Genomic DNA, 25,856 nt, shown 5'->3' on the forward strand with positions numbered 1-25,856 from the left:
AAGAGCCGGCGCAATGCGCCGGCTCTTTTGTTATAAGCAATTTCATATCAACTAATAACCTCTTGCGGGGCGGGTTGCGCTTCAGCCTGAATGCCTTGCCGCAGCTTGCTGTTTTTCTTGCCATAGCCGAAGTAGATCGCTAATCCAATGGCCAGCCACACAAACAGACGAATCCAAGTGTCGGCGGGCAATGACAGCATCATCACTAAGCAGGTTAGGATGCCCAAGATCGGCACCAGCGGCACCCACGGCGTGCGGAACGGGCGCGGCGTGTTAGGCTCGCGCTTGCGCAAAATCAAGATGCCAATGCACACCATCACAAAGGCCAGCAACGTGCCGATGCTCGTCATTTCGCCGACGACACTGATGGGCACCAGCCCGGCAAACAGGCTAATAAACACGCCCAGCAGCAGATTGGACTTGTGCGGCGTCTGGAAGCGCGGATGAATCTGGGAGAAAACGCCGGGTAGCAGCCCATCGCGCGACATGGTAAAAAACACCCGCGACTGGCCCAGCAAATCGACCAGAATCACGGAGGTATACCCAATCAGAATGGCGATAATGATGGCTTGGCTGAGCCAGGCATAAGGCGTCTTTTCGATGGCAATGGCCACCGGCGCCGCGCTGTTTTTGAACTCCGTGTAATTGGCCAGACCCGTCATGACGTGCCCGAACAGCACAAACAAAATCGTGCAGATCACCAGCGAGCCGATGATGCCGATGGGCATGTTGCGCTGCGGATTCTTCGTTTCCTGTGCCATGGTGGCTACGATGTCGAAGCCGATAAACACGAAAAACACCACCCCGGCACCCCGTAAAATGCCGCTCCAACCAAACTCGCCAAAGTGGCCTGTGTTGGCCGGAATATAAGGATGGTAGTTGGCTGGGTTGATGTACTGCCAGCCTAGCACGATAAACACGGCCACTACTGAGAGCTTCAGGGCCACCACAATGCCGTTGTAAACGGCCGAGCCTTGCGTACCACGAATGATGATGGCCGTGATGAAGAGCACGATCAGGATGGCGGGCAAGTTGATAAAACCCGACACCACCGAGCCGTCGGCCAGCGTAACTTTTTCGAAGGGCGAAAGCACGAGCTGCGCCGGCATGTGAAGGTCGTATTTGGCCAGAAAGCGCACCAAGTACTGCGACCAGCTGATGGCCACAGTCGCGGCACCCACAGAGTATTCGAGCACCAAATCCCAGCCGATGATCCAGGCAAATAGCTCACCCAGAGTGGCATACGCGTAGGTATAAGCAGAACCCGCCACGGGCACCATAGAGGCAAACTCGGCATAGCACAAAGCCGAAAAGGCGCAGCCAATGGCCGCCACCACAAACGACAGCGTGACGGCCGGTCCGGAGTGGTTGGCGGCTGCAATGCCGGTGAGCGAAAAAAGCCCCGCCCCAATGATTACCCCGATGCCGATGGCAATCAGGTTGAGGCCACCTAAGCTGCGTTTGAGAGTATGAGAGCCGGTTTCGGCAGCTTCCTGCCGCAGAAGTTCCAATGATTTTTTTAACATACAATACGGTTCGGACAAGGCGGGCCACCGGCCGGCTTATCACGATAGAAACGGGAAAAAAGGCTGTGGACTACGCAGCTTGGCTATACCAGAATCACTTTACTGATTCGTATATAAGCACTTGATTATCAAGGTCTTATATACGAATATAAGTTCTGACTCAATTAGGAGCCACAAGCTGCGGCAGTACCGAAAAACAATCAGCAACAACAACCAAATGCGAAGCTGCAGCAGGCACGATCAGCCGTTATCAGAACGGAGCCAGCAGCCGTACGAGCGCACAACAGGAACGGGGCAGCAAGGTTGTTGGAAAAAGCCACGGCAACTTGTTTTTATATGGTCAGGACTTGGCACCGTTTCGGATGGCCCGAGGGTTGCCGGCGTTTCATAGAGCCTGTCTCTCCACGCCTCGGTATAAAAACAATCCTTTGATGGGGAAAGAATTGATGCCGCAAAGGTACGTACCGCAACTTTGCATTACCAAATGCGATCTGTCAGGCGGCCCTTTCGGCGGGTACAGCAGCATCCGACTCGAGAAAGCGCCGCATGCGGAAGCAGTTCATGGCGGTTTCGCCAAGCTGCTCGATCAGGCGGTAATTAGCTACCGCTCCTACTGCTGCCCCAATGAAGGGCATCAGCTGGGCCATCTTTGCCAGATCGATGTAGTCGCGATACTCTTGCTGGAAAGTGCGCCAGTCAAAAGCTTGCACATCGGTGGGCAGCTGGTGGCGATACTCTTCCCAATTGACTACGCGGTGGTACACTTCGTTGCGGGTGTGCTGGCTCGAAAAGGCCAGCTGAAACACATGCAGTAAGTACAAGCGTTCGGTGTAGTCGCGCACATCGTATCCGTACAGCGACGCCACGTCAAATAACAGCTTGATTTTGAGGCCTAACAGCAACGGAAAATCGGCCAGCCCCAGCAGGAAGCCGCCCGCGCCTGTTACGGCTCCTTCGGCCGAAGCCGTGTTGCGGTAGGATCGCACGCGGCAGCGAACCGACTTTTCACGCTCTTCCAGCGAGGCATCGGCAGTGGGCCGGCGCGTGAGGTACGAAGAGCCGTACAGCACACCGCGCACCATCTGCTTGATAGTGACTGTGATGGCTTCATGCAAGCGCTCAGGCAGCCAGGCATTAAGGCGCATCTGTACCCGTCGCGTGAAGCGGTTGAGGTATGAGGGCGGTCGCTGCATCTGTTCTTGCCACGTCCGCAGCTCCGCATAAGCTAGCTGTTCGTAGGAAGTCATAGTATATAGATACGCAGAATAAAACCTACAGGCTCAATTCTTTACATCTATTCTGGCTAAAAGATTCAGGGGTCGATCTATTCTTTCCCCCGGCACGACTTCCGCAACAAGCGCCGAACTCGCCCAAACTATCTCAACCGATATATCCGCTCAATGATCTCTACCACTTTCGCGCCTTCCTGCGCATTGGTTGTAACAGCGGCCCCATGCTGAATCACATCTATCACATTATCAATTACTTGCGCGTGGTTGGCAGCGCTCCCTTTGTACGCCCCATATTCGTTCGCCGGATTGGTGGGGGGCAACGCAGGTAACGTGTAGTCGCGTAGGTGGCAATATTCGACTTGATCCAGGTACTGCCCTCCGATTTTGAGGCTGCCGTGCTCGGCAATCACCGTGATGGAGCTTTCGAGGTTACGGTCCCAGACCGCGGTGCTGTATTGAAGCGTGCCCGAACCTCCGCGCACCAAGTCAAAAGTAACGAGGCCACTGTCTTCAAACTCCGTGATGCCCTGATGGTTGAAGTCTCGAAAACGAGCCTGTAGGTTGGTAACATCGCCAAAAACCCAGTACAACAAATCGATGAAGTGGCTGAACTGCGTGAAGAGTGTGCCGCCGTCCTGGGCCTGGGTGCCGCGCCAGCCGCCAGGACGATAATAACGCGCATCACGGTTCCAAAAGCAGTTGATCTGGACGAGGTAAATCTGACCGAGTCGGCTTTCGTTGTAGACTTGCTTGAGCCAAGCGGCCGGGGGCGAGTACCGGTTCTGCATTACCCCAAACACCAACTGGCCTGTTTGCTGCGCTGTATACACAATATCCTCAGCATCAATATATTGAAGAGCAATCGGCTTTTCAACAACGACGTGCAAGCCGTGGTGCAACCCCGCAATGGCTTGGGGTGCGTGCAGGTTATTGGGAGTTGCCACGGTCAGGACATCCGCGGCTATCTCGGAAGCAAAAAAGGCGTCTAAAGAATTGAAAAACGGCACCCCAAATTCTGCTCCCAATTCTGGTCGTAGCTCTGCGCGCACGTCGACAATGCCCACCAGCTGTGCCCGTTCGTGGCGAGAAACCAAAGCAGCATGCCGACGGCCAATGTGTCCTACCCCACAGATGACGAAGCGGATCGGCGGCATAAGCTTATTACTCTCGGCTTGATGTAATGCTTTGATTTCCAAACAATAGGCACTTAAAAGCGGCGTATTATATCCACAATATACTCTACCTGATCGTTCGTCAACATAGGATGCATGGGCAGAGACAACACCGAACGGGACAACTTTTCGGCTACTGGGAATTGGCCGGCTTTGTAGTTCAAATAATGATAAGCGGGCTGCAAGTGCACGGGCAACGGGTAATAGATAGCGCTGGGTACACCTTGCGAGAGCAAATGCTGCCGGAGTTGGTTGCGGCGCTGCTCATTTTCAAGGGTGAGAGTGTATTGGTGAAAAACATGCGTGCTGCGGGGGTCGCGGGCAGGTGTATGCAGGCCGGCAACATCAGCAAGCGCAGCATCATAGTGGGCCGCGATGCGCTGCCGGGCAGCCGTCCAAGTGGCTAAGTATCGGAGCTTTACGCGCAGCAGGGCGGCTTGCAGTGTATCGAGACGGGAGTTGAGGCCGATGTGCTCGTGGTGGTATTTGCGGGTCTGGCCGTGGTTGGAGAGTTGGCGCAGGTACGTGGCACGGTCGGGGTCGCGGGTGAAAAGCGCGCCACCGTCGCCGAAGGCACCAAGGTTTTTGGAGGGAAAAAACGACGTCGTTCCCACCGCGCCCACCGCGCCGGCCTGCATTTGCCTACCATCGGCAAAGGTGTAGGTCGCGCCAAGGGATTGCGCGTTATCTTCTATTAATACAATACTCTGAATATCAGCAATTTGCAACAACCCCTCTACATCAGCACATTGCCCAAACAGGTGCGCAACGATGACCGCACCCGTACGCGGCGTGAGTGCCGCAGCCACCGCCACCGGGTCGAGGCCAAACGTATCGGGCCGCACATCGACTACCACCGGCCGCAAGCCTAGTATTGCAACTGTCTCAATAGTAGCCACATACGTAAAAGCTGGCACAATGACTTCGGCGCCCGGCGTAAGACGGAGACTCATCAGTGCCAATTGCAGGGCATCGGTACCGTTGCCACACGGAATCACATGCGGGCCACCGAGATACCGGCTCAGTTCCTCGGCAAATTGTTCAACGTCAGCACCTTGAATGAACGCTGCTTCGCGCATCACCTTACCTAGGGCCGCATCAAGTTCTGGCTGAATAACGGCGTGCTGAGCCGCAAGATCGAGCAGTTGGATGGGTGTGGCGGTGACAGTCAAAGTAAGGACGGCTACGGATATGCTTCAAAAATAAACGGCCTGTTGGAAGCGCTGCTAACGCAACCTGCTCCGCAACCTGCGCTTGCTTGGCGTCGTTAGTTAGAGAAAAATATTCGCAAGCGGATATTTCGTTTATGAAATTAAACCCTTGTTGCGATGCTTAAAAAGATCCTAACTATCAATGCGTTAACAGCGCTGCTGGCAGTAGGCGGCTTGACTGTTACCCAACTGGGATGTACGCCAAACCAGAAAAAAGAGACCTCGCAAGAAAGCGATAAAGCCTATAACGATTTCAAAACCTTCGTGTCGAACGCGGAAGCAAAAGCCGATAGCGTGGGCGACGAAACGGAAGAGGCTTACAACAACGAAACCACCCAGATGAAGTCGAAATTTGACTCGAAAGTGGCTGCCGTTGACAAATACGCTGACCAATACGACAACAACCGCCGCCAGGAAATCGAGCAGTTGCGCACCCGCTACACCACCGCCTACGACAAGCGCGACGTGGCATGGCGTAACCGGCCCAGCGCAGTCAAAACTACCACCACAACTACTACCAAGACCAGCAGCAGTGACAACGCGCCAGCCGAAACGGGCAAATACTACAAGCTCAGCAACCCGGCGGCCAGCATGACTGCGGCTAATGCGCGTAGCACCTACGAGAACTTTGTGAAGATGATTAAGGCCAACGAGGACCGCTACGAGATCGCCGACTGGCGCAACATCAACGCTGAGTGGCGGGCCATGGACGCAAAATACGACGAGATCAAAAAAGACGTTAGCGGCTCTGATAAACTGGAAATCTCGAAAGAAAAGCTCAAATACGCCGCCTTCAAATCGTTTGACAAAGCCGAATCGCGTGTGTCGCAGGGCGCTGACCTAGCAACCGGCCATAAAGAAGAGGCAGCCGCCAAAGGTGGTGGCGTGGAAGTTGGGCAGAGCGCCAAAAACGTGGGCGCCGACGCCACTAACGCCGGCAAAGGTGTAGTTAAAGGCGCCGAGAACGTAGGCAAAAAAGTAGGCAGTGCCGTAAAAGGCGCTTACAAAGACGTAAAGGCGGAAGTCAAAAACACTGACAAGAATCCTGATAAGAACTAGCTGCAACTTGCATTTAATCACAAAAGGCCGGACATGTCCGGCCTTTTGTGATTTATTATATCTCTTTACTAATCAAATACTTACCGACAACTCCTCCAACAGCCAATACAGCTTTAGGGCGTCGAGTTGGCGCAAATTGGGCTTGCCGGAGAGCAGATTGAGCTGTACTTGCTGGTAACGCAACCGAAACGCCGCTCGCACTGCTTCGCTTAGTCCCAAACGGCGCAGGCGCAGGGCCGTGCGCAGGAGCTTGGTTTCGCGACCGAGCCCTTCCGTCAAATACAGGCGCGCGAGATTGCGCACGGCATCGTGGGTCTTTTGCAGAAAGATCTGCGCGCTCTCCAGGCCATCGTGGAGCACGGGGTTGTCGAGGTGATGAACGGCCACCCCAGCTGCGCGTAACAGCCAACCAAATTTAGTGTCTTCGTGCCCATAGTCGGTAAGCTGCTCATCGAGTCCAAAGCGCCGAAAGACATCTGTCTGTATCAGCATATTATTCAGGGTCAGCTGGTTATGCGAATTGCGTTGACGCAGAGCCGCTGGGCGCGCTTCCCGCAGCCGGCCGTAGAGCCACCGCAACCGCAACGCCGGATCGGTTGGCGGCGCCGCCGGATAAATCGTGCCGCCCACCAGCACAGGCGCCCGATCGCGGTTGTGCGCGTAGCGGGACAGAAAATCGGCGTCGGGCAATACGCTGTCGTTATCAAGCAATAACAGCCACGGATGGTGTGCCACCGCCGCCAAACGGTTGCGAATGATGGCTCGGCCTACGTTTTCCGGTAGCTCCTCGTAGCGCACCGCTGCTAGGGAAGCCAGCCCACGATTGAGCGCCGCAAACGCGACTTCCGAAGCATCATCTAGACAAATAATCTCGACAGGACCGCCCCAGGCCGACGCTTGCGCTAGTAAGGTGCGTACCAGCCCCGTCACGTCGCGGTTGTACACCGGAATCAGGATGGAAAGTCCGGGCGCAATATCCATTGCAGCAACCCCTGACTACTCGGGTAGCACCACAGAAGCCCGCGCAGAATCGAGCAGCTGACCGTTTTCACACTTCAGCACCCGCTTTGGGTACTGCTTGATAATCTGATAGTTGTGTGTAGCCATCAAGACGGCCGTACCGGAGTTGTTGATCTCTACGAACAGGCGCATGATGCTGTCGGCTACGTCGGGGTCGAGGTTGCCGGTTGGCTCGTCGGCCAGCAGCAGCAGCGGTTCGTTGAGCAGCGCTCGCGCAATGACAACGCGTTGCTGCTCACCGCCGGAAAGCTGGTGAGGCATTTTGGCCGCCGAGTTGGCCAATCCTACGCGCATCAGCACCTCGGAAATGCGCTGTTGAATTTTTGCTTTGCCGCTCCAACCCGTGGCGCGGAGCACAAACGTGAGGTTTTCGGCCACGGTGCGGTCGAAAAGCAATTGGAAGTCTTGGAAAATAATGCCCAGCTTCCGACGCAGAAAAGGCACCTTGCCCAAGCTCAGCTTCTGCAACGGATACCCGACTACCGTACCCACACCAGCACCCAATGGCAAGTCGGCGTAGAGCGTTTTCAGGAGCGAGCTTTTGCCTGAGCCTGTGCGCCCAACGAGGTAAGCAAATTCACCTTTTTCAAGCTCAAACGAGACTTTTTGCAGCACCGTGTTCACGTCCTGCATGATATAGGCGTCGTGCAGCTCAATAACTGACATGCGATTCGGGTATTAGGGAAACGGGCAACGCGGCTTCGGGGAGGTGGAAATCTCAGCCTTGCAGGCACCCAATATCAAATTTCCAGCTTCTGTAGTTTGCCAAATTCCAGGCCTTCAATAACGCCGGCCAGCTCGGTTTCCTTGCCTTCCAGACCGTAACGGTGCAGATCCTTCAGCGGACGGTCGGCGCGGAAATACGCGATGAGCACAAATGCTTCGTCGCGCAGCTGGATATAGTCCGGAATCTTGGCCTTGCCTTTTACCTTGATGATGTACACTGCTGGGAAGAAATAGCGGAGTATAATTTGAGAAATACGCAGCACAGGCACTTACCAAACCATACTCCGGCCTTGTTATTTGAAACGGTTACCCGTTAACTTTCTTGTGGTCAGCCAGAAACTGGGCCAAGCCTTTGTCGGTGAGCGGGTGGTTGAGCAGGCCCGTAATCACGTTGAGCGGACAGGTTACCACATCGGCACCCAACTCAGCGCACTGAATCAGGTGTGGCACGTGGCGCACGGAAGCCGCCAGCACTTGCGTAGGATACCCGTAGTTGCTGAAAATATCTACGATCTGCTGGATCAGCTGCAACCCGTCGTGCCCGATATCATCAAGGCGCCCTACAAACGGCGATACATAGGTGGCGCCCGCCTTCGCCGCCAACAATGCCTGCCCAGCCGTGAAAATCAGCGTGCAGTTGGTTTTGATGCCTTTTTCGGAGAAGTGCTTGATGGCTTTTACGCCGTCGCGCGTCATGGGCACTTTTACCACGATGTTGGGGTGCAAATCGGCAAACATCTCCCCTTCCCGCACCATTTCGTCAAAATCTACAGCGATCACTTCCGCCGACACATCTCCGTCCACCATTTCGCAGATCTGCTTATAATGAGCCATGATGTTGTCCATGCCCTTGATGCCTTCTTTGGCCATCAGCGAAGGGTTGGTAGTGACGCCATCCAGTACGCCAAGTTCTACGGCTTCCTGAATGTCTTTGAGATTGGCGGTATCGATGAAAAATTTCATGCAGCAGAAGGTTAAAAAAGAATGCTCAAAGCTAACCGTTTTGGGGCACTAAAGCAGATACGCTGCCGAAGCGTTTCCTTTTCGGCTGCTTCGCAAAAGCGAGCTCACGCTTGTTTTATTCCTGTAGGCTCTTGTCGCGAGCGCCCTTAAATTCGGAAGTGGCGCGCCATTTTGGGAATGTAGTTTCGCTGGCCAAGCGCTGGCCCACCATGAAATAGAGTTGAGCATCCTGCGTAATTCCGCGCAAGTCCCATTGTGGATCATACTGATCCTGAGGCTTATGATACTGCTGGGCTGTGTAATTCTGCCGCAACTGCGCGACGTAGTCTTTGCCTTTTTCACGGCTTTCGAAACCACCGCTGGCATACAGCGAAGGCACACCCACGTGGGCGAAGCTGAAGTGATCGGAACGGTAAAACATGCCGGTTTCGGGGTTCTGATCGGGCAAAATGTAACGATCCTGGGCTTTGGCGGCGTCGCGGGCATACTCTTCCAACTCCGATTGCCCATACCCGATCACCGTCAAATCCTTCATCGGCCCGTATGGCCAGAGCATGTCCATGTTCAGGTCGGCCACGGTTTTGGCCAGCGGGTAAAGCGGATGCGCTGCGTAATAGGCCGAGCCCAGCAAACCCTGCTCTTCGCCGGTCACGGCCAGAAACACAATGGTGCGGCCGGGTTTGGTGGGAGTTTGGGTGAAGGCTTTGGCAATACTCAGAAGCGCTGCCAGCCCCGTTCCGTCATCAACGGCACCGTTGTAAATGGAGTCTCCGTTGATGGCTTTGCCAATACCAAAGTGATCCCAGTGGGCCGAATAGATGATGTATTCTTCGGGGCGAGTTGCGCCTGGCAGCACGGCCAGTACGTTTTTGGAAACCCGACGATTCAACTTATTTTGAATGCTGGTGCTCAGCGTCAACCCCAGCGGACGGGCTTTGAAGCCTTTTGTATTGGCAGCGGCGTAGGCTTCGTCGTAGTTCTGGCCGGCGGCGGCAAACAGGCGCTTGGCCGCGTCCAGCGTGACCCAGCCTTCTAGGGCACACTTGCTGGCGCCTTTGTCTGGCGTTTGGGGCCGTAGTTTGGCGCCTAGCGCACCACTTTGCACCACCGACCAGGGATAGGCGGCGGGCTTGGTGTCGTGGACGATGAGCAGGCCGGCGGCGCCGTGGCGGGCGGCCTCCTCGTACTTGTAGGTCCAGCGGCCGTAGTAGGTCATGGCTTGGCCCTTGAACACGGTCGAGTCCGCGCCCGCGTTGCCCGGGTCGTTGACCAGCACGACCACGGTTTTGCCCCGCACGTCCCGCCCGGCGTAGTCGTCCCAGCCGTACTCGGGCGCCACCACCCCGTAGCCGGCAAACACCAGGGGCGAATTTTGCACCGCCACCACCGGCTTCTCTTGCTCGGTGAAGGCCACGTAATCGGTTTTGTAGTTCAGCGTCAGGCTTTTGCCTTTGCCCTTAATCTGAATGGTTGGAGCAGGCGTGGCCGTGATTTCCACCATAGGCACATCCTGAAAGTAGCTGCCGTTGGGGCCAGGCTGGAGGCCGAGCTTCTTGAATTCATCAGCCAGATAAGTGGTTACCTTTTCTTCGCCCGCCGTGAACGGCTTACGGCCTTGAAACTCGTCGGAGGATACGGCTTTGAGGTAGCCCTCGAGATCCGCTGACGACACTTCAATAGTCGGCGTTGCGGCAGCAACCGCAGCGGCGGTCGGGTTTGTGGTGCTGACGGTTTCAGCGGTGGGCTGGCGCTGGCAGCCGGCCAACAACCCCAAACCAAACAAAGGAATCAGCACACGTTGGTAAGAAACAGGCATAGGAGCAGCGACGTTGATTCGGAAAGTAAATTTTAGGAGTAAACAACACAATAGTAGCTAATTATACACGCCTGTAGCCAAATTAAGCAGCAGAATACCCTTCGCCAGAATTTCACGCATTTCTTACAATGTTTAACATAACTATTTGATAATCATATACTTATATCAAAAATCAAAATATTCATTCTTGGCAGGACAAACAAAAACCCCGTGGCGAAAAGGCCACGGGGTTTCGATAGATATGTTTCTGGACCTTGCCAGAAGCTAACTCAACAAGTCCTTTAACAACACTTATTGAGGTAAGGGCAAAAAAAAGCGAACCAATATCGCACCGCTCAACCACCTACCCTTGCTACCTTCCGGTCCTGGGGGAGTTCAGCAGGAGCTGGTCGTACTGATTCGCCGGGACAAATATACGTAGGGATTGTAAGAACGCACAAGTTTTTTTGGTTTCTGAGCGCCGAATTGCGGTTTCTGTCATCCATCGAGGCTGCAATACCCACCTAACTAACTACTTACAAAATCCTAGCCTGTACGTCAGGCCAAAATAAATCGGTGTGGCCTAACTGACCTCACCAGCAACAAGCCCTGCTTATCGATCACGCTTGCCGCGATTTTTTTCCTTGGCTGTTGATGTCGGCATCAAACTTACTACCACTGGCAGGAAGTTACTGGCAAACAACTCTTTGTCCTGATACCCTCCGTAGCTATATAATATGGCGTTGGTACCGGCTGGGGCTTGCAGCGTGTACTTCCCTTCAGCGTCGGTAATGGTGAGGGCAGCCGATCCCTTCAGGCTCACCGTCACGCCGGCCATTGGTAGATTCTGTTCGTTCGTGACCCGTCCTGTTATAAGCACAGGCTTCATGTGTGCCACTGCGTCGAGCTTTGATTTCTCAACAATAGCGGAGGCAGGCTCGGCAGATGCCGTGTTTGCAAAATCAGGGGCAGTGCTAACCGTTTCTTTATCAGGCCTTTGCTCATTAATGGATGCAGGCGACGTTACGGGCACAACAGCCAATTGCGGCTCGGTATTTCCAGATTGTGCCACGGCCACCGAAGTAAGAAACAACGAAGCGAGAACGGCGAGGGAGCGGAGTAGGTAGCGCATGGGCGTAAGTAGACAGGAGTAATTGCTGATCTAAATTCTTACTCTTCTAAGCGCTGAAAAAGGCTACTGCTTAACCCAATGTGACCGTAAGATTTTCCGCAAAACATATAACAATTGCGATACAATGGCCCTCCTTTCATTTGCCGCGATGGTTGAGCTATAGGATTATAGAATTATTCAGAGCAAATGTGACTTAATAGCCCTTATAAATTGACTGATTTTAAGAAAACAGTTTTGGCTTTGAAATGCGTCGGCAAGCGAGCTCCCCTCCTTTGAACCCCTCGTCGTTTTGCCTGCTCATCTCCCCTGCCTACCTTTGCCCATGCCGCAACAAATTCTGATTCTCGATTTTGGCTCCCAGTACACGCAGCTCATTGCCCGACGCATTCGCGAGCTGAACGTCTACTGCGAGATTCATCCATATACACACGCCCCGGACCTCACTGAGGACATCCGGGGCGTGGTGCTTTCGGGCTCGCCGTGCTCCGTACGCGACCCCGAAGCCCCAAATCCCGATCTTAGCCGCTATTTGGGCCGGGTACCGGTTCTGGGCATTTGCTACGGCGCGCAATTGCTGGCTCACCAAGCCGGGGGCGAGGTGTTGCCAGCCACCATTCGCGAGTACGGGCGCGCCCGGCTTAGCCACCTCGACCGCAGCAATGCGTTGGTGCGTGACCTGAGCCTCGATTCGCAGGTTTGGATGTCGCACGGCGATACCATTAAGGTGCTGCCGGCCGGGTTTGAAATCATCGCTAGCACGCCTGAGGTTGATGTAGCCGCTTATCACCTTGAGGGGCAGCCTACTTACGGAATCCAGTTTCACCCCGAAGTAACGCACTCGAGCGAAGGCAAAACGCTGATGCGCAATTTCGTGGTGGATATCTGCGGCTGCGACCAAAGCTGGACTCCGGAACACTTTGTGGACAGCATGGTGCTGGCGCTCCAACACACCATCGGCCCCGATGAAAAAGTTATTTTGGGCCTTTCGGGGGGCGTCGATTCGTCGGTGGCGGCGTTGTTGCTGCACCGCGCCATCGGCGATCGGCTTTATGGTATTTTTGTCGACAACGGCCTGCTGCGTAAAGACGAGTACGAGGGCGTCTTGCACGCGTATAAAGGCCTGGGTCTCAACGTACAGGGCGTGAATGCGTCGCAGGAATTCTACTCGGCCTTGGCAGGTCTCTCCGATCCCGAGCAGAAGCGCAAAGCCATCGGCCGCACCTTTATCGAAGTCTTTGACCGTGAGGCACATAAAGTAGAAGGTGCAAAGTGGCTGGCCCAAGGCACCATCTACCCCGACGTGATCGAGTCGGTGTCGGTGAAAGGGCCGGCCGTGACCATCAAGAGTCATCACAACGTAGGTGGCCTCCCCGACCGCATGAACCTCAAAATTGTGGAACCCCTGCGGGCTTTGTTTAAAGATGAAGTGCGACAAGTGGGTGATACTCTGGGACTTCCGCACAACATCCTGCACCGACATCCTTTTCCCGGTCCGGGGTTGGCCATTCGCATTCTCGGCGACATCACGCCGCAGAAAGTAGATCTGCTCCAGCGCGCCGACGCCATTTTCATCGATTCGTTGCGCCAAACCGGCCTTTACGACCAAGTGTGGCAAGCGGGCGTGATGCTGCTGCCGATCCAGAGCGTAGGTGTAATGGGCGACGAGCGCACGTATGAGCAGGTAGTGGCGTTGCGCGCCGTAACCAGCGTCGACGGCATGACTGCCGACTGGGCCCACCTGCCCTACGACTTTCTGGCCGACGTGTCGAACAAAATCATCAACCAAGTGCGCGGTATCAACCGCGTGGTGTACGATATTTCGTCGAAGCCGCCGGCTACCATTGAATGGGAATAGCGCGCGTTTGGCAAATAAAAAAAGGCTGCTGGCTTTACGTCAGCGGCCTTTTTTATAAAAGCTTGGTAGTCTTTAATGTGCAGTCATTAGGGCACTCTTCTGATTTCTTTTGCAGACAATAATGCGGATTCATTGCCTCCAGCATATTTCTTTCGAGACGCCCGGCAGCATCCTCGAATGGGCCGAGCAACACGGATGTGAGCTTACGGTTACCCGCTTGTTCGAGTCCGAACCAAGTTTTCCTGACCCTGCTCAGTTTGATTTGCTCATCGTGTTGGGCGGGGCAATGAGTGTGCACGACGAAGCGGTTTTCCCGTGGCTCCGAGCTGAAAAAGCGCTTCTACGGACGGCAATTGAGTTGGGGAAGCGCGTGTTAGGGATTTGCCTCGGGGCACAGCTCTTGGCCGAAGCTCTAGGTGGCCGCGTGTATGCTAATGCGGAGCCGGAAATTGGCTTTCTGCCGATTCAGTTTGCTCCCGAGGCCGCGCAGCACCCCGTATTCCGCCATGTTTCTTTGGCTTCCACAGTGATGCACTGGCACGGCGAAACCTTCTCATTACCGGCCAGCGCAACCGTTCTGGCTTCTTCGCAAGCCTGTGAAAACCAGGCATTTGCTTACGGCACAAAGATAGTCGGCGTACAATTTCATCCGGAATTGACGGAAACCATTCTCGATCAGATGCTTACGCACGATGCCCACGAGCTGATACCTGCACCCTTTGTGCAAACTGAGCAGCAGATTCGGGATGGAGTTTATAAGCTGGCAGAAAGCCGCAAGATGCTGTTTGGGATATTGGACGCGTATTCTATAAACATTTGAATGTCAGATTTTTATAGAATAATCTATTACATAAAAACCAGATAATCAATTAGTTGTGGCGGTATCACCTGCTCGACCGAGCTGCCGCACCGTCATGTACCCTAGCAGCAGAAAAACGCCAAAGAGTAACGTGACGCCCCAAGTGCCGCGGTGCGCAAATGGATGCAGCACCCGGTTGAGGATGTCGTAGAAAAGCTCCAGTGGGTTAGTGATCACATCCCAGCTATTGAAACGCATGTAGCGGCCCAAATACACGCCAAAGCTACTGAGCATCAGCGCGATTGTGGCAAACAGCCAACTGGCTGCCACGCCCAACCTACGTTGTACCAAGGCCTGCATATCCAGCAGCGAAGCGTAAGCCAGCATCAGTCCGTTCCAGGCGCAACTCAGGATTAGGGCCAGGTCATACCAATACGGCACGCCAACGCGGGGCTCGAGGTGGAAAAGGTCGGTGAGAATGTACGGTGCGTTCGGAAAAAACAGCATCCATACCGCTCCGACTGGCAGCAATACCCGGGCGCGCAATGGCCCGGCCGCTGTGCCCAGCATGGTGCTCATGCCAAACGGGATGAGCGCCAGAAACAGATTCCACAACAGAAAAATAAAGGTGAGCTGGTGCGTCATGAACACCCGAAGCGTAATCAGCACCACGCTTAAGGTGAGGGATGCCCCCAAAATAAACAGGAGACTAAGCCGTTGGCGCAGGGCGTGGGCAGGAGGTGTAAAATCCATTATCTAAACTCTGGTGAACTAAGTAGCAACAACGAAACCAGTGCGGCAACTTATGCATTTCAGCTACCCTACTACGAGAAATCCGTGCGGAAAGCTGAAGATGGGCATGGCCTTGGTTTGATAAGATATTGAATACTAGAGCATAGGGTTGCTTAACGGTCGCAATTGCGTTGAACAAGCTGGTGCCGTTAGGCTGCTTAGTTTTGGCATGGTTCAGGTAAAATAGTGCTTCTCAAAAGCGCTTTGCGGGGCTAAAAATTACCTTCCCCGCCGTTCCTGCGTACCTTTGCTACTACGGAAAACTTCTGTCGCGACTGCGTTTATTTCTTGTTTCTAACTCTGGCTCCTCGCATGAGGCATCTCTTCGCTCTGCGGTTTTTCTGTGTCTTGCTGGCGGCCCCCTTTACTGCCCAAGCTCAGCAACCAACTACTCGCCCGGCCACTACGCCCCCACCGCGCACGGCCACCCCGCCGAAGACCACTACCCCCACCGTGAAGCCTGGAGCCGCCGCCAAGCCTGGCACAACCTCAGGGACCAAAACCACTACCGCGCCTACGGGCACGGCGTCGCCAAAAACCAGTGTTCCGGCCAAGACAAGCTCCGCACCTGCCAAAACGAGCGTGCCAGCCAACACCTCTGCAATCACCAATAAATCAACGACTTCCGTCACCGCTGATCCTTCGCCGACTGGTGCAGCCAAAGCTGCGGCTCCAGCGGCGAAACCCCAGCCGCCCCTGCCCGCTAACTTGGGTTCCAGCGATCAGTCGGTGCGGTATCAGAACGGTAAAACGCTGATTAACCAAGCTCGCTACGACCTCGCGATGCAGGAATTGGAGCCGCTTACAGCCCCGGCTGCCAAGTTTGCCAAGGCCCCAGAAGCGGCTTATCTCTACGCCGTGGCAGCTACCCGCGCCAAAAAGTGGGCCGATGCCGAGCAAATGCTCAATTTGCTGCGCACCGAGTATCCGTCGTGGCCCGGCATGCCGGATGCATTTTTTCTGCAGGCGCAGGTTTCCTTCGAGCAAGCCGAGCCGGACAACGCTTTGACCGTGCTCAACCAAATTCCGACGGGCCAGCTAGACGCCGAGCGGGAGAACATGAAGGCAACTTACCTGCCCCGCATTAAAGACAAACCCTTGTTTCAGAACTTGTTGCGCAAATACCCGCAAGATGCCGCTGTGGGCCGCGCCTACGCCAACAAGCTCGTCAGCGATGGCTGGTATACCGACGCCGACAAAAGCACCCTCGATCAGCTCATCACCCAATTCAGCCTCGACCGCAACCGCTATACGCCGCGGCCGCGGGCCATCAAGAAAAGCAGCTACAATGTAGCCGTGCTGCTGCCTTTCGAGTTTAACGATCCAAGCTGGGAGAAAATCCGAAAGAATCAGTTTGTATCGGATTTGTATGCCGGAATGCGCATTGCGCAGGACTCGCTTCAACGTGAGAACCGCCCTGTACAGCTGTTTGCTTACGATACCGGCGCCGATACCCTCCAGCTCAAGCAGGTGCTAGCGCTGCCCGAACTAGCCGGCATGGACATGATTATCGGACCGGTTTACAAATCGGGCAGTAAGATCTTGGCGCGCTACGCCCGCGAGCGTCAGATCCTGTGTGTCAACCCTTTATCTCAGGACGGCGAGTTGGTGCTCGACAACGAGTGGCACTACTTGTTTGAACCCAGCAATATCACCCAAGCCCGCCAGGCCGCACAGTTTGCGTTTTCGCATTTCACGGGCCGCACGGCTGTCGTTATCTACGAAGACACCAAGAACGAAACGGCGTTCGGACAAGCTTATAAAGCTGCTTATGAGGCTTTAGGCGGCAAAGTACAAGTGTTGCGCATGGTCGATTCCGACGCTGAGGAAGCACTTAATACAGCTTTTTCGGGCATCGATTTGAAAACGGTTGGGCATTTGGTTGTTGCTTCGGATAACCGGAAAGCCGGGCCGTATGTGATGGGCCTGCTGCAAGCCCAAGGAGCTCGCATTCCGTTGATTACCTACGCTTCGTGGCTGGAAAACCCGCGCATCAGCCTGGGCCAGCTCGACGCCCGCGACGTCTATTTCATCGATCCTCACCACCTCGACAAGACGGCTTTCGGCGTGCGGCGCTTCCGGCAACTATACATACAGCGACAGAATCTGCCGCCTTCCGTTTTTGCCAACATCGGCTTCGAGCTGCTCTACTACTTCGGCTCCCAGCTGCACCAGTTCGGGCCGGCTTTCCAGCAAAATCTGGCGGCTTCGGGGCCCGTTTCGGGGTCTGTGTTTCAAGGCATCGGATACCCCAACGGGGCGCATGACAACCAGTACGTGCCCATCACCAAACTCGAGCACCTAGAAATCGAGGTACTGAACCCCGTCGGCCTGCGGTAGGTTATACCCGCGCCACCGGTTTACATTTCCGAGCTGAAGCTTTCTTGCTTGTTCTTCAAATCCGTTTCTATGTCAACTCCCGTTTCCCCTTCTCCTGAACTCACCCTCGCTACCAGCGACGCCTTGTTCACGCGTGCCAAAGACCACATTCCGGGCGGGGTCAACTCGCCGGTACGGGCTTTTCGAGCCGTGGGCGGTCACCCCGTGTTCATGCAGTCGGCCAAAGGCGCATGGCTTACCGATGTCGATGGCAATCAGTACGTTGACTTCATCAATTCTTGGGGACCTATGATTCTGGGGCATGCGCCTGAGGTCGTGTTAGCGGCTGTGCAGCAGGCTATTCCGGGGTCATTGTCCTTCGGAGCACCTACCCGGCGCGAAGTGGAAATGGCAGAATTGATCAAGCAAATGGTGCCCAGCATCGAAAAGGTGCGGCTGGTCAATTCGGGTACGGAAGCCACCATGTCGGCCATTCGGGTGGCGCGGGGCTACACCGGCCGCGACAAAATCATCAAGTTTGAAGGCTGCTACCACGGCCACGGCGATTCCTTCCTGATCGCGGCGGGCAGCGGCGCCCTCACGCTGGGCACCCCCGATTCGCCTGGGGTTACGGAAGGCGTGGCCCGCGACACAATAACGGTTCCGTACAACGACCTCGACGCCGCCCGCAAAGCCATTGAAGTCAACGAAGGCCAGGTTGCCGCACTCATCTTGGAGCCAGTAGTGGGCAATATGGGTTTGGTGGCACCCGTAGAAGGCTATTTGCAAGGCTTACGCAGCTTGTGCACGCAGCATGGCATCGTCCTGATATTCGACGAAGTAATGACGGGGTTCCGGTTGGCCCGCGGCGGCGCGCAGGAGCTGTACGGCATCACGCCCGACATGACCACGCTGGGCAAAATCATCGGCGGCGGCATGCCAGTAGGTGCCTACGGAGGCCGCCGCGAGATCATGGATTGCGTGGCCCCCGCGGGCAAAGTTTACCAAGCTGGTACGCTGTCCGGCAACCCCATTGCCACGGCGGCTGGTATTGCCCAACTAACGTATCTGCAACAGCACCCGGAACTCTACGACGAGCTCAACCGCATTACCACGCGCATCGTGGACGGCACGCGGCAGATTACGCAGGAACTGGGCCTGAACTATACCGTCAATCAGGTTGGCTCCATGTTCAGCGTATTCTTTACGTCCGAGCCAGTAACGGACCTAGAGAGCGCTAAGACCGCTGATTTAGAAGCCTTTGGCCGTTATTTCCGGGCGATGCTGCATCGCGGCATTTACTTAGCCCCTGCTCAGTTTGAAGCCCTATTTGTATCTACAGCCATCACCGATGAGCTGGTGGACCTCTATCTGAATGCCTGCCGCGAATCTATGCGCGAAGCGCATGGGTTATAACCATTTGAATGACAATTAGTTATAAAAATAAGAGTTAAAATAACTAGTTAAAGCTTCGCCAACTCAGATAGCAGCCTCCACGGCAAGCTATTAGGTTGGCGAAGCTTTTTCGTTAAGAATAACATCGGGCTTTCCCATTTGCAGGGTAGTTTTTCTGGCTACCCGCTAATTCACGCTGATTTATCGGCATTCGCTGCTGAAACGGCAAGCAACAGCGGTTACCTTTGTAGCTAAACTGCCTTTGCCGCTATGCTCCGACTTCGCCCCTTATCTTTGGTGTTTCTGCTGCTGTGGCTCGCCGTACCTGCAGCGTTGCGGGCCCAATCCGAAACGCCGGCTGCCGCCAACAAACGCCTGTTCGACCGTTCCGTGGACGAGCTTAATTTCCAGACCATGGAAACCGTGTACGATAAGTCGTTCACGCGCCGCAAGTTTCCGGTTACGCTACGTACCCACGAGCAGCGCCGCCAGTTCGATGACTACGCCGGCAATGCCGAGCTCAAGCGGTTGTTTCTAAATTACAACGACATAGCCGAGCGCTTCAAAGGCCACTTTGGCAAAGGCCGCACCGATTTAGCCGAATTTCAGAAGCAGCTAAACGCCATTCTGATCGACAAAAACTTTGAGTTTTTCATTCGCGTGCTGCCTCGCGACGAACGTGTGGCGCTCATTCGCTCGCTCCAACGGGTGATCAAACAGGCGACGGCGCAGTTTAACGCCTCCGAAGATCCCGCTCCTGAGGAAGTAGCCGACGATGGCGCCGCCGTGCCGCCTGCCGACGGAGGCACCGAGTCGGTGGCCGCAGCGCCCGTTGAGGACCCCGCACCGCGCCCCGAAGGCAATCTGGCCGAAACCGGTTCGGCGGCCTCGGCTCCTGCACTGCGCGCTTCCGATGCGCCTTCCGCTCACGACTGGCTCGATTACCTGACGTTGGTCGTGGCCGGTGCTTCAAGCCTAATGCTATTGTATCTGATAACCAGCGTCTTGCCAGATTTGCGCGCGCGCATCGATAGCTTGGCCGATGATCTGGAGCAGCAACAAACCGGCGTTCGGCCCGCCCGCCGCCCAACTGGTGCTCTTCCCGAAGATCGCTACGACGACGAAAACGAATAAATACGAATGCCGCAGGATAAGCTGCAAAGCACCGAAAGCGTGACAGAACAGCCTCAGCAGCAACAAGATTGATAATCTCTGAAGTAAGACCGCATGATCCTCACCGACCAGCAGATCCTCGCCGAAATCGAGCGTGGCAATATTGTTATTGAACCGTTTGATCCGGCCTGCCTCGGCACCAATTCGTACGACGTTCACCTTGGCCGCTACCTCGCCACCTATCGCGACGCGGTATTGGATGCGCGCCGCCATAATGAAATCGACGTGTTTGAAATTCCTGCCGAAGGCTTTGTGCTTCAGCCCAATACGCTCTATTTGGGCGTAACGGAAGAGTATACCGAAAGCCACGCGCAGGTTCCTTTTCTGGAAGGCAAGTCAAGCGTCGGCCGGTTGGGCATTGATATTCATGCTACGGCGGGCAAAGGCGACGTGGGGTTTTGCAACACGTGGACATTAGAAATATCTGTTACTCAAGCCGTTAGAATCTATAGCGGCATGCCTATCGGCCAGCTTATCTATTTTGCCGTGCAGGGCGACGTCAACACGTTTTACAACCGAAAAGCCAACGCCAAATACAACGAGCGCACCGACAAGCCGGTCGAATCGATGATGTGGAAGAATAACTGGTAGATTCCGCTGCCGTCGCAGCGCCGATGATGCAACAAGCCCCTTTCCCACAACGCTATAAGCAGCGGGAAAGGGGCTTGGCATTTTAAAAGCGGCGGCCCATTACCCCGCCCAAAGCGATTCGGCCTCTTCAATCCATTCAAGGTTTTTAAACTCACTGGCACAGTTTTTCGTTAGTTTATGTACAAGCGCCGCGTTCCTTAGTGTTGTGCAGCGTGTTGGCCGTGACTGATTAACAGGAAACTAAACGCTATGATACCGATGAGAAAGAAACTTGCCACCGCCGCTTTATTGCTGGTTACCGCGCTTGGCGCGCAAGCCCAACAGCAAGCTATGTCAGCAGCTCCCCGGGACAAAACGCAGTCTTCGCCGCGCCTTAATCCCGAGGTGCAGGCGCGGGCCAAGCGCCTTTCTACGCAAATGGCGCGCGATCTGCGTCTGAACGGTTATCAGGCCTCTCGCCTCGAAGCCATCAACCAAGACAAGGTGGCGAAAATGGCTGCCATTGAGCAAAAGCACGCCGACAATCCCAAATTGGTGGATGAGCAATGCTTAGGTGTGTGCAAAGAGCGCGACCAGGAGTTGCGTGCCGTCCTGAGCAACGACCAATACAGTAATTACTACGATTCGCGCACGGCGTACTATAAGTTCGACAAGGACTTTGCCGCTCGCTCGTCTAATATCCTAATGGTCAATTCCGTACAGAACCCTCTGCCAGCCAACAGCAAAGGCGCAGTACTGGCTCCTTCACGTACACCGGCACCTGCCAACCGCGGTCGCTAACTCAAACTTAACTTCTGCCTACACAGAAAAGGCCTCTGCATCTGATGCAGGGGCCTTTTCTGTGTAGGCAGAAGTTAACCCGTTAGAGCGCTAGCCTTTTTTCTGCTCTTCTTCAATGTGCTCCATTAGCTCTTTGCACAGGTCACGCATTTTCTGAGCCATTACGGTATCATTCGTAGCTGTGAGAAGACTTTCGGCCATCGAGCCAATGGTATCGACGCAGAAATACTTCATCTCCTCCACGGGCATGTCCTTGGTCCAGAGGTCGATTTTCATGGTGCCGCTTTGGTCGCGGTCCCAGAGGGCAATGTTGATGGCTTTGGCAAAGTGAATATCAGGGCCTGCGTCGGTGGCCTGCCAGCTGATGGCTTCGGGCACTTTCTGGTCATCGAGGGCTATGCTGAAGCGGATTTCGGATTTTTTCATGAATGTGTTCTTAAGTCGTCTGTCATCCTGACGCAGGAAGGACCTCATCTAGCAGAATGTTAATCGCTTACACACGACTCGTTCTGCTGTGATAAGGTCCTTCCTGCGTCAGGATGACATTAACTGAGTGATTAAACGTAGTTATTGAGCATCACCGGCATCACGAGCATCAGGATGCTTTCGTTGTCGTCGGCGGTGGTTGGCATGAGCAGTCCGGCGCGGTTCGGCGTGCTCAATTCCAAGGTAATTTCCTCAGAATCAATGTTTGACAGCATTTCCGACAGGAAGCGGGCGTTGAAGCCGATTTCCATGTCTTCGCCGTCGTACTGGCAAGGCAGCTTTTCGTTGGCCTCGTTGGAGAAGTCTAGATCTTCGGCCGAAACCGTCAGCTCCGAGCCTACCAAACGCAGCCGCACTTGGTGCGTAGTTTTGTTCGAATAGATCGATATCCGCTTCACGGAATTCAAAAAGTCTAAACGACTGATAATCAGTTTATTAGGGTTTTGAACCGGGATTACATTTTCGTAGTCCGGATAGCGCTCGTCGATCAGGCGGCACACGAGGCGCATCTGGTTGAAGCTGAAAAACGCATTGGAGTTGTTGAACTCGACGCGCACGGTAGTGGCCTCGGAGGGCAACGCGCTCTTGAGCAGGTTGAAGGCTTTACGCGGAATGATGAGGTTAGCCGTTTGCCCGGCACCTACATCAGAACGACGGTAGCGCAACAGGCGGTGGCCATCAGTAGCCACGAAAGTAACTTGGTTGTCAGCCAATTGCACCAAGATACCCGTCATGGCGGGACGCAGCTCGTCGGTGCTAACGGCAAAGATCGTTTTGTTGATGGCCCGCGACAGCGACGACGACGGAATCTCGATCGGCGTCGAACCTTTCACGACCGGCACGCGCGGGAAGTCGGTGGCGTTTTCGCCGGCCAGCTTGTAGCGCCCGTTGGCCGAAGCAATTTCAATGGTGTAGGTTTCCTCGTCCAGCGTAAAAGTAACGGGCTGGTCGGGCAGGTTCTTGAGCGTGTCGAGCAAGATGCGGGCGGGAGCGGCGATGCGGCCCGTTTCACGCGCTTCTACGGGCAACTCCGTGATCATCGACGTCTCCAGGTCGGAGGCCGTAATCGTCAGCTTGCCCTCTTCAATCTCAAAGAGAAAGTTCTCCAGAATCGGCACCACGGGGTTGTTCGTAACCACGCCGTTGATGCTCTGGAGCTGCTTGAGCAAGGCGGAAGACGAGACGATGAACTTCATAAAAGAGGGTGTTTCGCAGGGGTTGGAAGTAAGGAGACAAAGATAGGAAACGCGGCGCGGGTTTTCTAGCAGTGTCTGTCATCTCCTGCTGCAAGCTTCGGTGTCAAAACTTATGACCCTAGGGTATTTCCTTATTAGTTAAAAATTAGCATACCGCCGCTTCCGGCGCCATGCTCGCACCACACCAAATACCCCCAGCAACACCAGCGGCGCCACCAGATTCAGCGTTTGCCAGCGGGTGCGCTGCTCGGTAATTTTGATTTTATCCAGGGGGCGCAGCGTGATCTGTTTGCCGCGCACGGCAATCAGGCCGGTTTCGTCGAGCATGTAGTCTACGGCGTTGAGCACCAGCTCGCGGTTGGCAAATTCGGTATTGGCTAAGCGGTCGAAGCCGAGGCGGTACGGGTTGCCGGTTTTGGGATCGATTTCACTGCGCACAAAGTCGCCGTCGGCAATGAGGAGCACTTTGCCGGGACGCGCCTGCGGTGAAGCAGCGGGTTGAAATTGCATTGTCCCCGGCTTAGCGCGGTTGGCGTACAGCGACTTAAACTGGCCTTCCAAGAGATAGCCCACCGGCACGAAGCTTTGCTTATAGAGCTTGGCATCGGGTTCGAGGCGGGCGTCGTTGAGGTTAATCGGGACGGGCGACGGCAGCACGCGGGAATAGCGCGAAGTAAACAACAGCGGCGTCTTGCGAATACCGACCGCCTTCACCGTGTCGATGCTGGACACAAACTTGGTGTACACCGCATCGAGGTTCCGCGTAATCGGGTGGGCGCTGAACTTGTTGATGAGCGGATAGAACTGCCACGGCATGGGCTCCACATTGGGCTTGTCGCCCACCATGCCCGTCACCAGCGGAATAACGCCGGAGTTGAGGTCGAGCACCAAGTTGGGGTTGACGCGCACGCCGTACTTAAACAGAAGATCCTCTAAATTAAGCTGATACGGAAACGACAGCATGCCGCCGCGCGCCGCACTATCCAGGTTGACGCGCATGGCATCCACGAAAAACAACGCGTTGCCGCCCTGGGTCACAAACTGGTCCAGCTTAAATTTTTCGTCCTCCGAATAAGGCTTCTCTGGCTTGGCCACGATCACGGCGTCGAGGGCGCGCAGGTCGGGCACTTTGTCGAGATGCACACGGTACACGTCGTAATACTCTTGCAGTGAGCCCAGTAAGTCGCCGGCTTGCGCGTTGTTCAGCTCGCCGTGGCCTTCGACAACGCCAATGCGCTTGCGGCGACCGGGAGCCAGCTTGCGAATGGTGCTCGCCAGCTCATATTCCAGGCCTTCAATGCTTTGGTTGAGGCGCACGTCGGATGGGGCAGCCTGGTTGCCTCGCAGCAGCAGCACCTGCTTTTCTTTCCCCCCCATGGCTATCGTAGCCCACGGAAAGATGATTTTCTCGACGCGCTTGCCGTTTTCGGTAGCGGCTAGGTTGGTAGGACGCAGGCCTTTTTTCAACAGCGTAGCGTAATAGTCGTTGCGGGCCTTTTCGGTGCTGGCTGCGCTAGGATCAACGAATACATAATGCAGGTTTGCACCGCCGTACACCTGAAATTCGTTAAGTGTCTCTCTAACAGATTGTTGCAAACGCCGGAAAGCGGGCGGAAAATCGCCTTCCAGGTACACCGTTACGGTCACCGGCGATTTGAGATCGCGCAGCAGCTGCTTGGTAGCCGGCGACATGGTGTAGCGCTTTTCCTGCGTCAGGTCGAGGCGGAAGAAAAACTGCTGGCCCACAAAATTGAACAGCAACAGAGCGCCTACGAGGGCGGCAAAACGCAGCAGGTCGCGGCGTTTGCGGGAGGCTACTACGGGCGCCGCAGCGGCGCCGGATGGCGTGAGGTCGTTGGCGGGCGTCATTACCAATTGCGGCTTTGCAAAACAAGCCGCGTGGCCAGCAGCAAGCCGGCGATGAGGCTGAAGAAATACGTGAGGTCGCGCGAGTCGATCAGGCCTTTGCTGATGTCGCGGTAGTGGGCCGCAATGCCCAGTTGGCTGATGTAGTAAGCGGGCCCGCCCTCAAACACCGAAGCCAACGAATCGAAGCCGGAATACACTAGGAAGCAGCCCACCACGGCCACCAGAAAGGCAATAATCTGGTCGCGGGTGATGGCCGAAGCGAAAATGCCAATGGCCGCAAATACCGCCGCCAGCAGCACCAAGCCTACATAAGAGCCGACCGTAGCAGCCGAGTCGATGTTGCCAACGGGGTTGCCGAGCTGGTACACTGAGTAATAATACAGCAGCGTCGGAATCAGGGCCAGCAAGGCTAACAGTAAACAAGCCAGATACTTACCTCCGATAATCTGCCCATCGGTGAGTGGGCGGGTGAGTAGCAACTCGATGGTGCCGGCCTTTTTTTCCTCCGCAAACGTGCGCATGGTAATGGCCGGAATCAAAAACAGAAAGATCCAGGGGGCCGTGTTGAAAAGGGTGCCCAAATCGGCGTATCCATAGTTGAGCACGCTGCTGTCGGGGAATACCCACACAAACAGGCCCGTCGCCACCAGAAACACCCCGATGACCACATAGGCCACCGGTGAGCTGAGGAAGGCGTTAAATTCTTTGCGAAGTATGGCAAACAAGGCGGTTCGGGTTAGAAGAGACGAGGTAGATGCGCCCCGC

23 protein-coding genes, 1 other RNA gene and 1 riboswitch are annotated in these 25,856 nt (G+C 55.1%); of the genes, 8 read left to right on the forward strand and 16 right to left on the reverse strand.

Going from position 1 to position 25,856, the window contains the following annotated elements; all coding sequences use genetic code 11:
- Positions 1–47: 47 nt before the first annotated feature.
- The 4 genes from FHG12_RS00240 to FHG12_RS00255 all read right to left on the reverse strand — a co-directional run bounded on the left by FHG12_RS00240 (position 48) and on the right by FHG12_RS00255 (position 5,102).
- Positions 48–1,526, reverse strand: coding sequence for an amino acid permease (locus FHG12_RS00240; RefSeq protein ID WP_139513502.1), 1,479 nt, complete (start codon positions 1,524–1,526; stop codon positions 48–50).
- 329 nt (positions 1,527–1,855) lie between these two features.
- Positions 1,856–1,947, reverse strand: a riboswitch (SAM riboswitch).
- 73 nt (positions 1,948–2,020) lie between these two features.
- A complete protein-coding gene (locus FHG12_RS00245) occupies positions 2,021–2,773 on the reverse strand; it encodes an EcsC family protein (RefSeq protein ID WP_139513503.1) in 753 nt (250 codons plus the stop codon).
- A gap of 128 nt (positions 2,774–2,901) precedes the next feature.
- Positions 2,902–3,912, reverse strand: a complete 1,011-nt coding sequence (locus tag FHG12_RS00250; protein WP_139513504.1) for a Gfo/Idh/MocA family protein — start codon at positions 3,910–3,912, stop codon at positions 2,902–2,904.
- A gap of 53 nt (positions 3,913–3,965) precedes the next feature.
- On the reverse strand, positions 3,966–5,102 hold the full coding sequence (locus FHG12_RS00255) for a DegT/DnrJ/EryC1/StrS family aminotransferase (protein ID WP_230471236.1): 1,137 nt from the start codon (positions 5,100–5,102) through the stop codon (positions 3,966–3,968).
- Between the two features lie 156 nt (positions 5,103–5,258).
- Between FHG12_RS00255 and FHG12_RS00260 the strand changes: the two genes are divergently transcribed.
- On the forward strand, positions 5,259–6,200 hold the full coding sequence (locus FHG12_RS00260; RefSeq protein WP_139513505.1) for a DUF6565 domain-containing protein: 942 nt from the start codon (positions 5,259–5,261) through the stop codon (positions 6,198–6,200).
- Positions 6,201–6,272: 72 nt separating this feature from the next.
- On the opposite strand, the gene FHG12_RS00265 is transcribed toward FHG12_RS00260, so the two are convergent.
- The 7 genes from FHG12_RS00265 to FHG12_RS00295 all read right to left on the reverse strand — a co-directional run bounded on the left by FHG12_RS00265 (position 6,273) and on the right by FHG12_RS00295 (position 11,836).
- Entirely contained in the window at positions 6,273–7,181 is a 909-nt protein-coding gene (locus FHG12_RS00265) for a glycosyltransferase family 2 protein (protein WP_139513506.1), read from the reverse strand.
- A gap of 15 nt (positions 7,182–7,196) precedes the next feature.
- The gene (locus FHG12_RS00270) at positions 7,197–7,886 is read right to left on the reverse strand and encodes a cell division ATP-binding protein FtsE (protein WP_139513507.1); all 690 of its coding nucleotides are present in this window, start codon (positions 7,884–7,886) and stop codon (positions 7,197–7,199) included.
- Positions 7,887–7,960: 74 nt separating this feature from the next.
- Complete coding sequence (locus tag FHG12_RS00275) at positions 7,961–8,164, reverse strand: fructose-6-phosphate aldolase (RefSeq protein ID WP_139517639.1); 204 nt, start codon at positions 8,162–8,164, stop codon at positions 7,961–7,963.
- 88 nt (positions 8,165–8,252) lie between these two features.
- Positions 8,253–8,909 carry a fructose-6-phosphate aldolase gene (gene fsa, locus FHG12_RS00280; protein WP_139513508.1) on the reverse strand — a complete coding sequence of 219 codons (657 nt, stop codon included), beginning with the start codon at positions 8,907–8,909 and terminating at the stop codon, positions 8,253–8,255.
- Between the two features lie 115 nt (positions 8,910–9,024).
- Positions 9,025–10,725: a M28 family metallopeptidase gene (locus FHG12_RS00285; RefSeq protein WP_139513509.1), complete on the reverse strand. Its 1,701-nt coding sequence runs from the start codon at positions 10,723–10,725 to the stop codon at positions 9,025–9,027.
- A gap of 309 nt (positions 10,726–11,034) precedes the next feature.
- Positions 11,035–11,131, reverse strand: an RNA gene (gene ffs / locus FHG12_RS00290) — signal recognition particle sRNA small type.
- A 186-nt stretch (positions 11,132–11,317) separates the two neighbouring features.
- On the reverse strand, positions 11,318–11,836 hold the full coding sequence (locus tag FHG12_RS00295; RefSeq protein WP_139513510.1) for a carboxypeptidase-like regulatory domain-containing protein: 519 nt from the start codon (positions 11,834–11,836) through the stop codon (positions 11,318–11,320).
- A 322-nt stretch (positions 11,837–12,158) separates the two neighbouring features.
- Between FHG12_RS00295 and guaA the strand changes: the two genes are divergently transcribed.
- Complete coding sequence (gene guaA / locus FHG12_RS00300) at positions 12,159–13,691, forward strand: glutamine-hydrolyzing GMP synthase (protein ID WP_139513511.1); 1,533 nt, start codon at positions 12,159–12,161, stop codon at positions 13,689–13,691.
- A 121-nt stretch (positions 13,692–13,812) separates the two neighbouring features.
- Positions 13,813–14,511: a type 1 glutamine amidotransferase gene (locus FHG12_RS00305; protein ID WP_139513512.1), complete on the forward strand. Its 699-nt coding sequence runs from the start codon at positions 13,813–13,815 to the stop codon at positions 14,509–14,511.
- Between the two features lie 45 nt (positions 14,512–14,556).
- On the opposite strand, the gene FHG12_RS00310 is transcribed toward FHG12_RS00305, so the two are convergent.
- Positions 14,557–15,243, reverse strand: a complete 687-nt coding sequence (locus FHG12_RS00310; RefSeq protein ID WP_139513513.1) for a DUF1361 domain-containing protein — start codon at positions 15,241–15,243, stop codon at positions 14,557–14,559.
- A gap of 351 nt (positions 15,244–15,594) precedes the next feature.
- Between FHG12_RS00310 and FHG12_RS00315 the strand changes: the two genes are divergently transcribed.
- The 5 genes from FHG12_RS00315 to FHG12_RS00335 all read left to right on the forward strand — a co-directional run bounded on the left by FHG12_RS00315 (position 15,595) and on the right by FHG12_RS00335 (position 21,540).
- On the forward strand, positions 15,595–17,622 hold the full coding sequence (locus FHG12_RS00315; RefSeq protein ID WP_139513514.1) for an ABC transporter substrate-binding protein: 2,028 nt from the start codon (positions 15,595–15,597) through the stop codon (positions 17,620–17,622).
- 69 nt (positions 17,623–17,691) lie between these two features.
- Entirely contained in the window at positions 17,692–19,017 is a 1,326-nt protein-coding gene (gene hemL / locus FHG12_RS00320) for a glutamate-1-semialdehyde 2,1-aminomutase (RefSeq protein WP_139513515.1), read from the forward strand.
- 249 nt (positions 19,018–19,266) lie between these two features.
- Positions 19,267–20,130 (forward strand): hypothetical protein, encoded by an 864-nt coding sequence (locus FHG12_RS00325; RefSeq protein ID WP_139513516.1) that lies wholly within the window; start codon positions 19,267–19,269, stop codon positions 20,128–20,130.
- A gap of 93 nt (positions 20,131–20,223) precedes the next feature.
- A complete protein-coding gene (gene dcd / locus FHG12_RS00330) occupies positions 20,224–20,760 on the forward strand; it encodes a dCTP deaminase (RefSeq protein ID WP_139513517.1) in 537 nt (178 codons plus the stop codon).
- Between the two features lie 258 nt (positions 20,761–21,018).
- Positions 21,019–21,540 (forward strand): hypothetical protein, encoded by a 522-nt coding sequence (locus FHG12_RS00335; protein ID WP_139513518.1) that lies wholly within the window; start codon positions 21,019–21,021, stop codon positions 21,538–21,540.
- Between the two features lie 90 nt (positions 21,541–21,630).
- Here the strand turns inward: FHG12_RS00335 and gldC are convergent, their stop codons facing one another.
- From gldC to gldF, 4 genes are all read right to left on the reverse strand, one after another.
- On the reverse strand, positions 21,631–21,966 hold the full coding sequence (gldC, locus tag FHG12_RS00340; protein WP_139513519.1) for a gliding motility protein GldC: 336 nt from the start codon (positions 21,964–21,966) through the stop codon (positions 21,631–21,633).
- Between the two features lie 131 nt (positions 21,967–22,097).
- The gene (gene dnaN / locus FHG12_RS00345; protein WP_139513520.1) at positions 22,098–23,222 is read right to left on the reverse strand and encodes a DNA polymerase III subunit beta; all 1,125 of its coding nucleotides are present in this window, start codon (positions 23,220–23,222) and stop codon (positions 22,098–22,100) included.
- Between the two features lie 138 nt (positions 23,223–23,360).
- Positions 23,361–25,091: a gliding motility-associated ABC transporter substrate-binding protein GldG gene (gldG, locus tag FHG12_RS00350; protein ID WP_139513521.1), complete on the reverse strand. Its 1,731-nt coding sequence runs from the start codon at positions 25,089–25,091 to the stop codon at positions 23,361–23,363.
- Complete coding sequence (gene gldF, locus FHG12_RS00355) at positions 25,091–25,816, reverse strand: gliding motility-associated ABC transporter permease subunit GldF (protein WP_139513522.1); 726 nt, start codon at positions 25,814–25,816, stop codon at positions 25,091–25,093. The genes gldG and gldF overlap by 1 nt, the downstream gene beginning before the upstream one ends.
- Positions 25,817–25,856 lie beyond the last annotated feature (40 nt).

This window comes from Hymenobacter jejuensis (genome assembly GCF_006337165.1).
GTDB lineage: Bacteria > Bacteroidota > Bacteroidia > Cytophagales > Hymenobacteraceae > Hymenobacter > Hymenobacter jejuensis.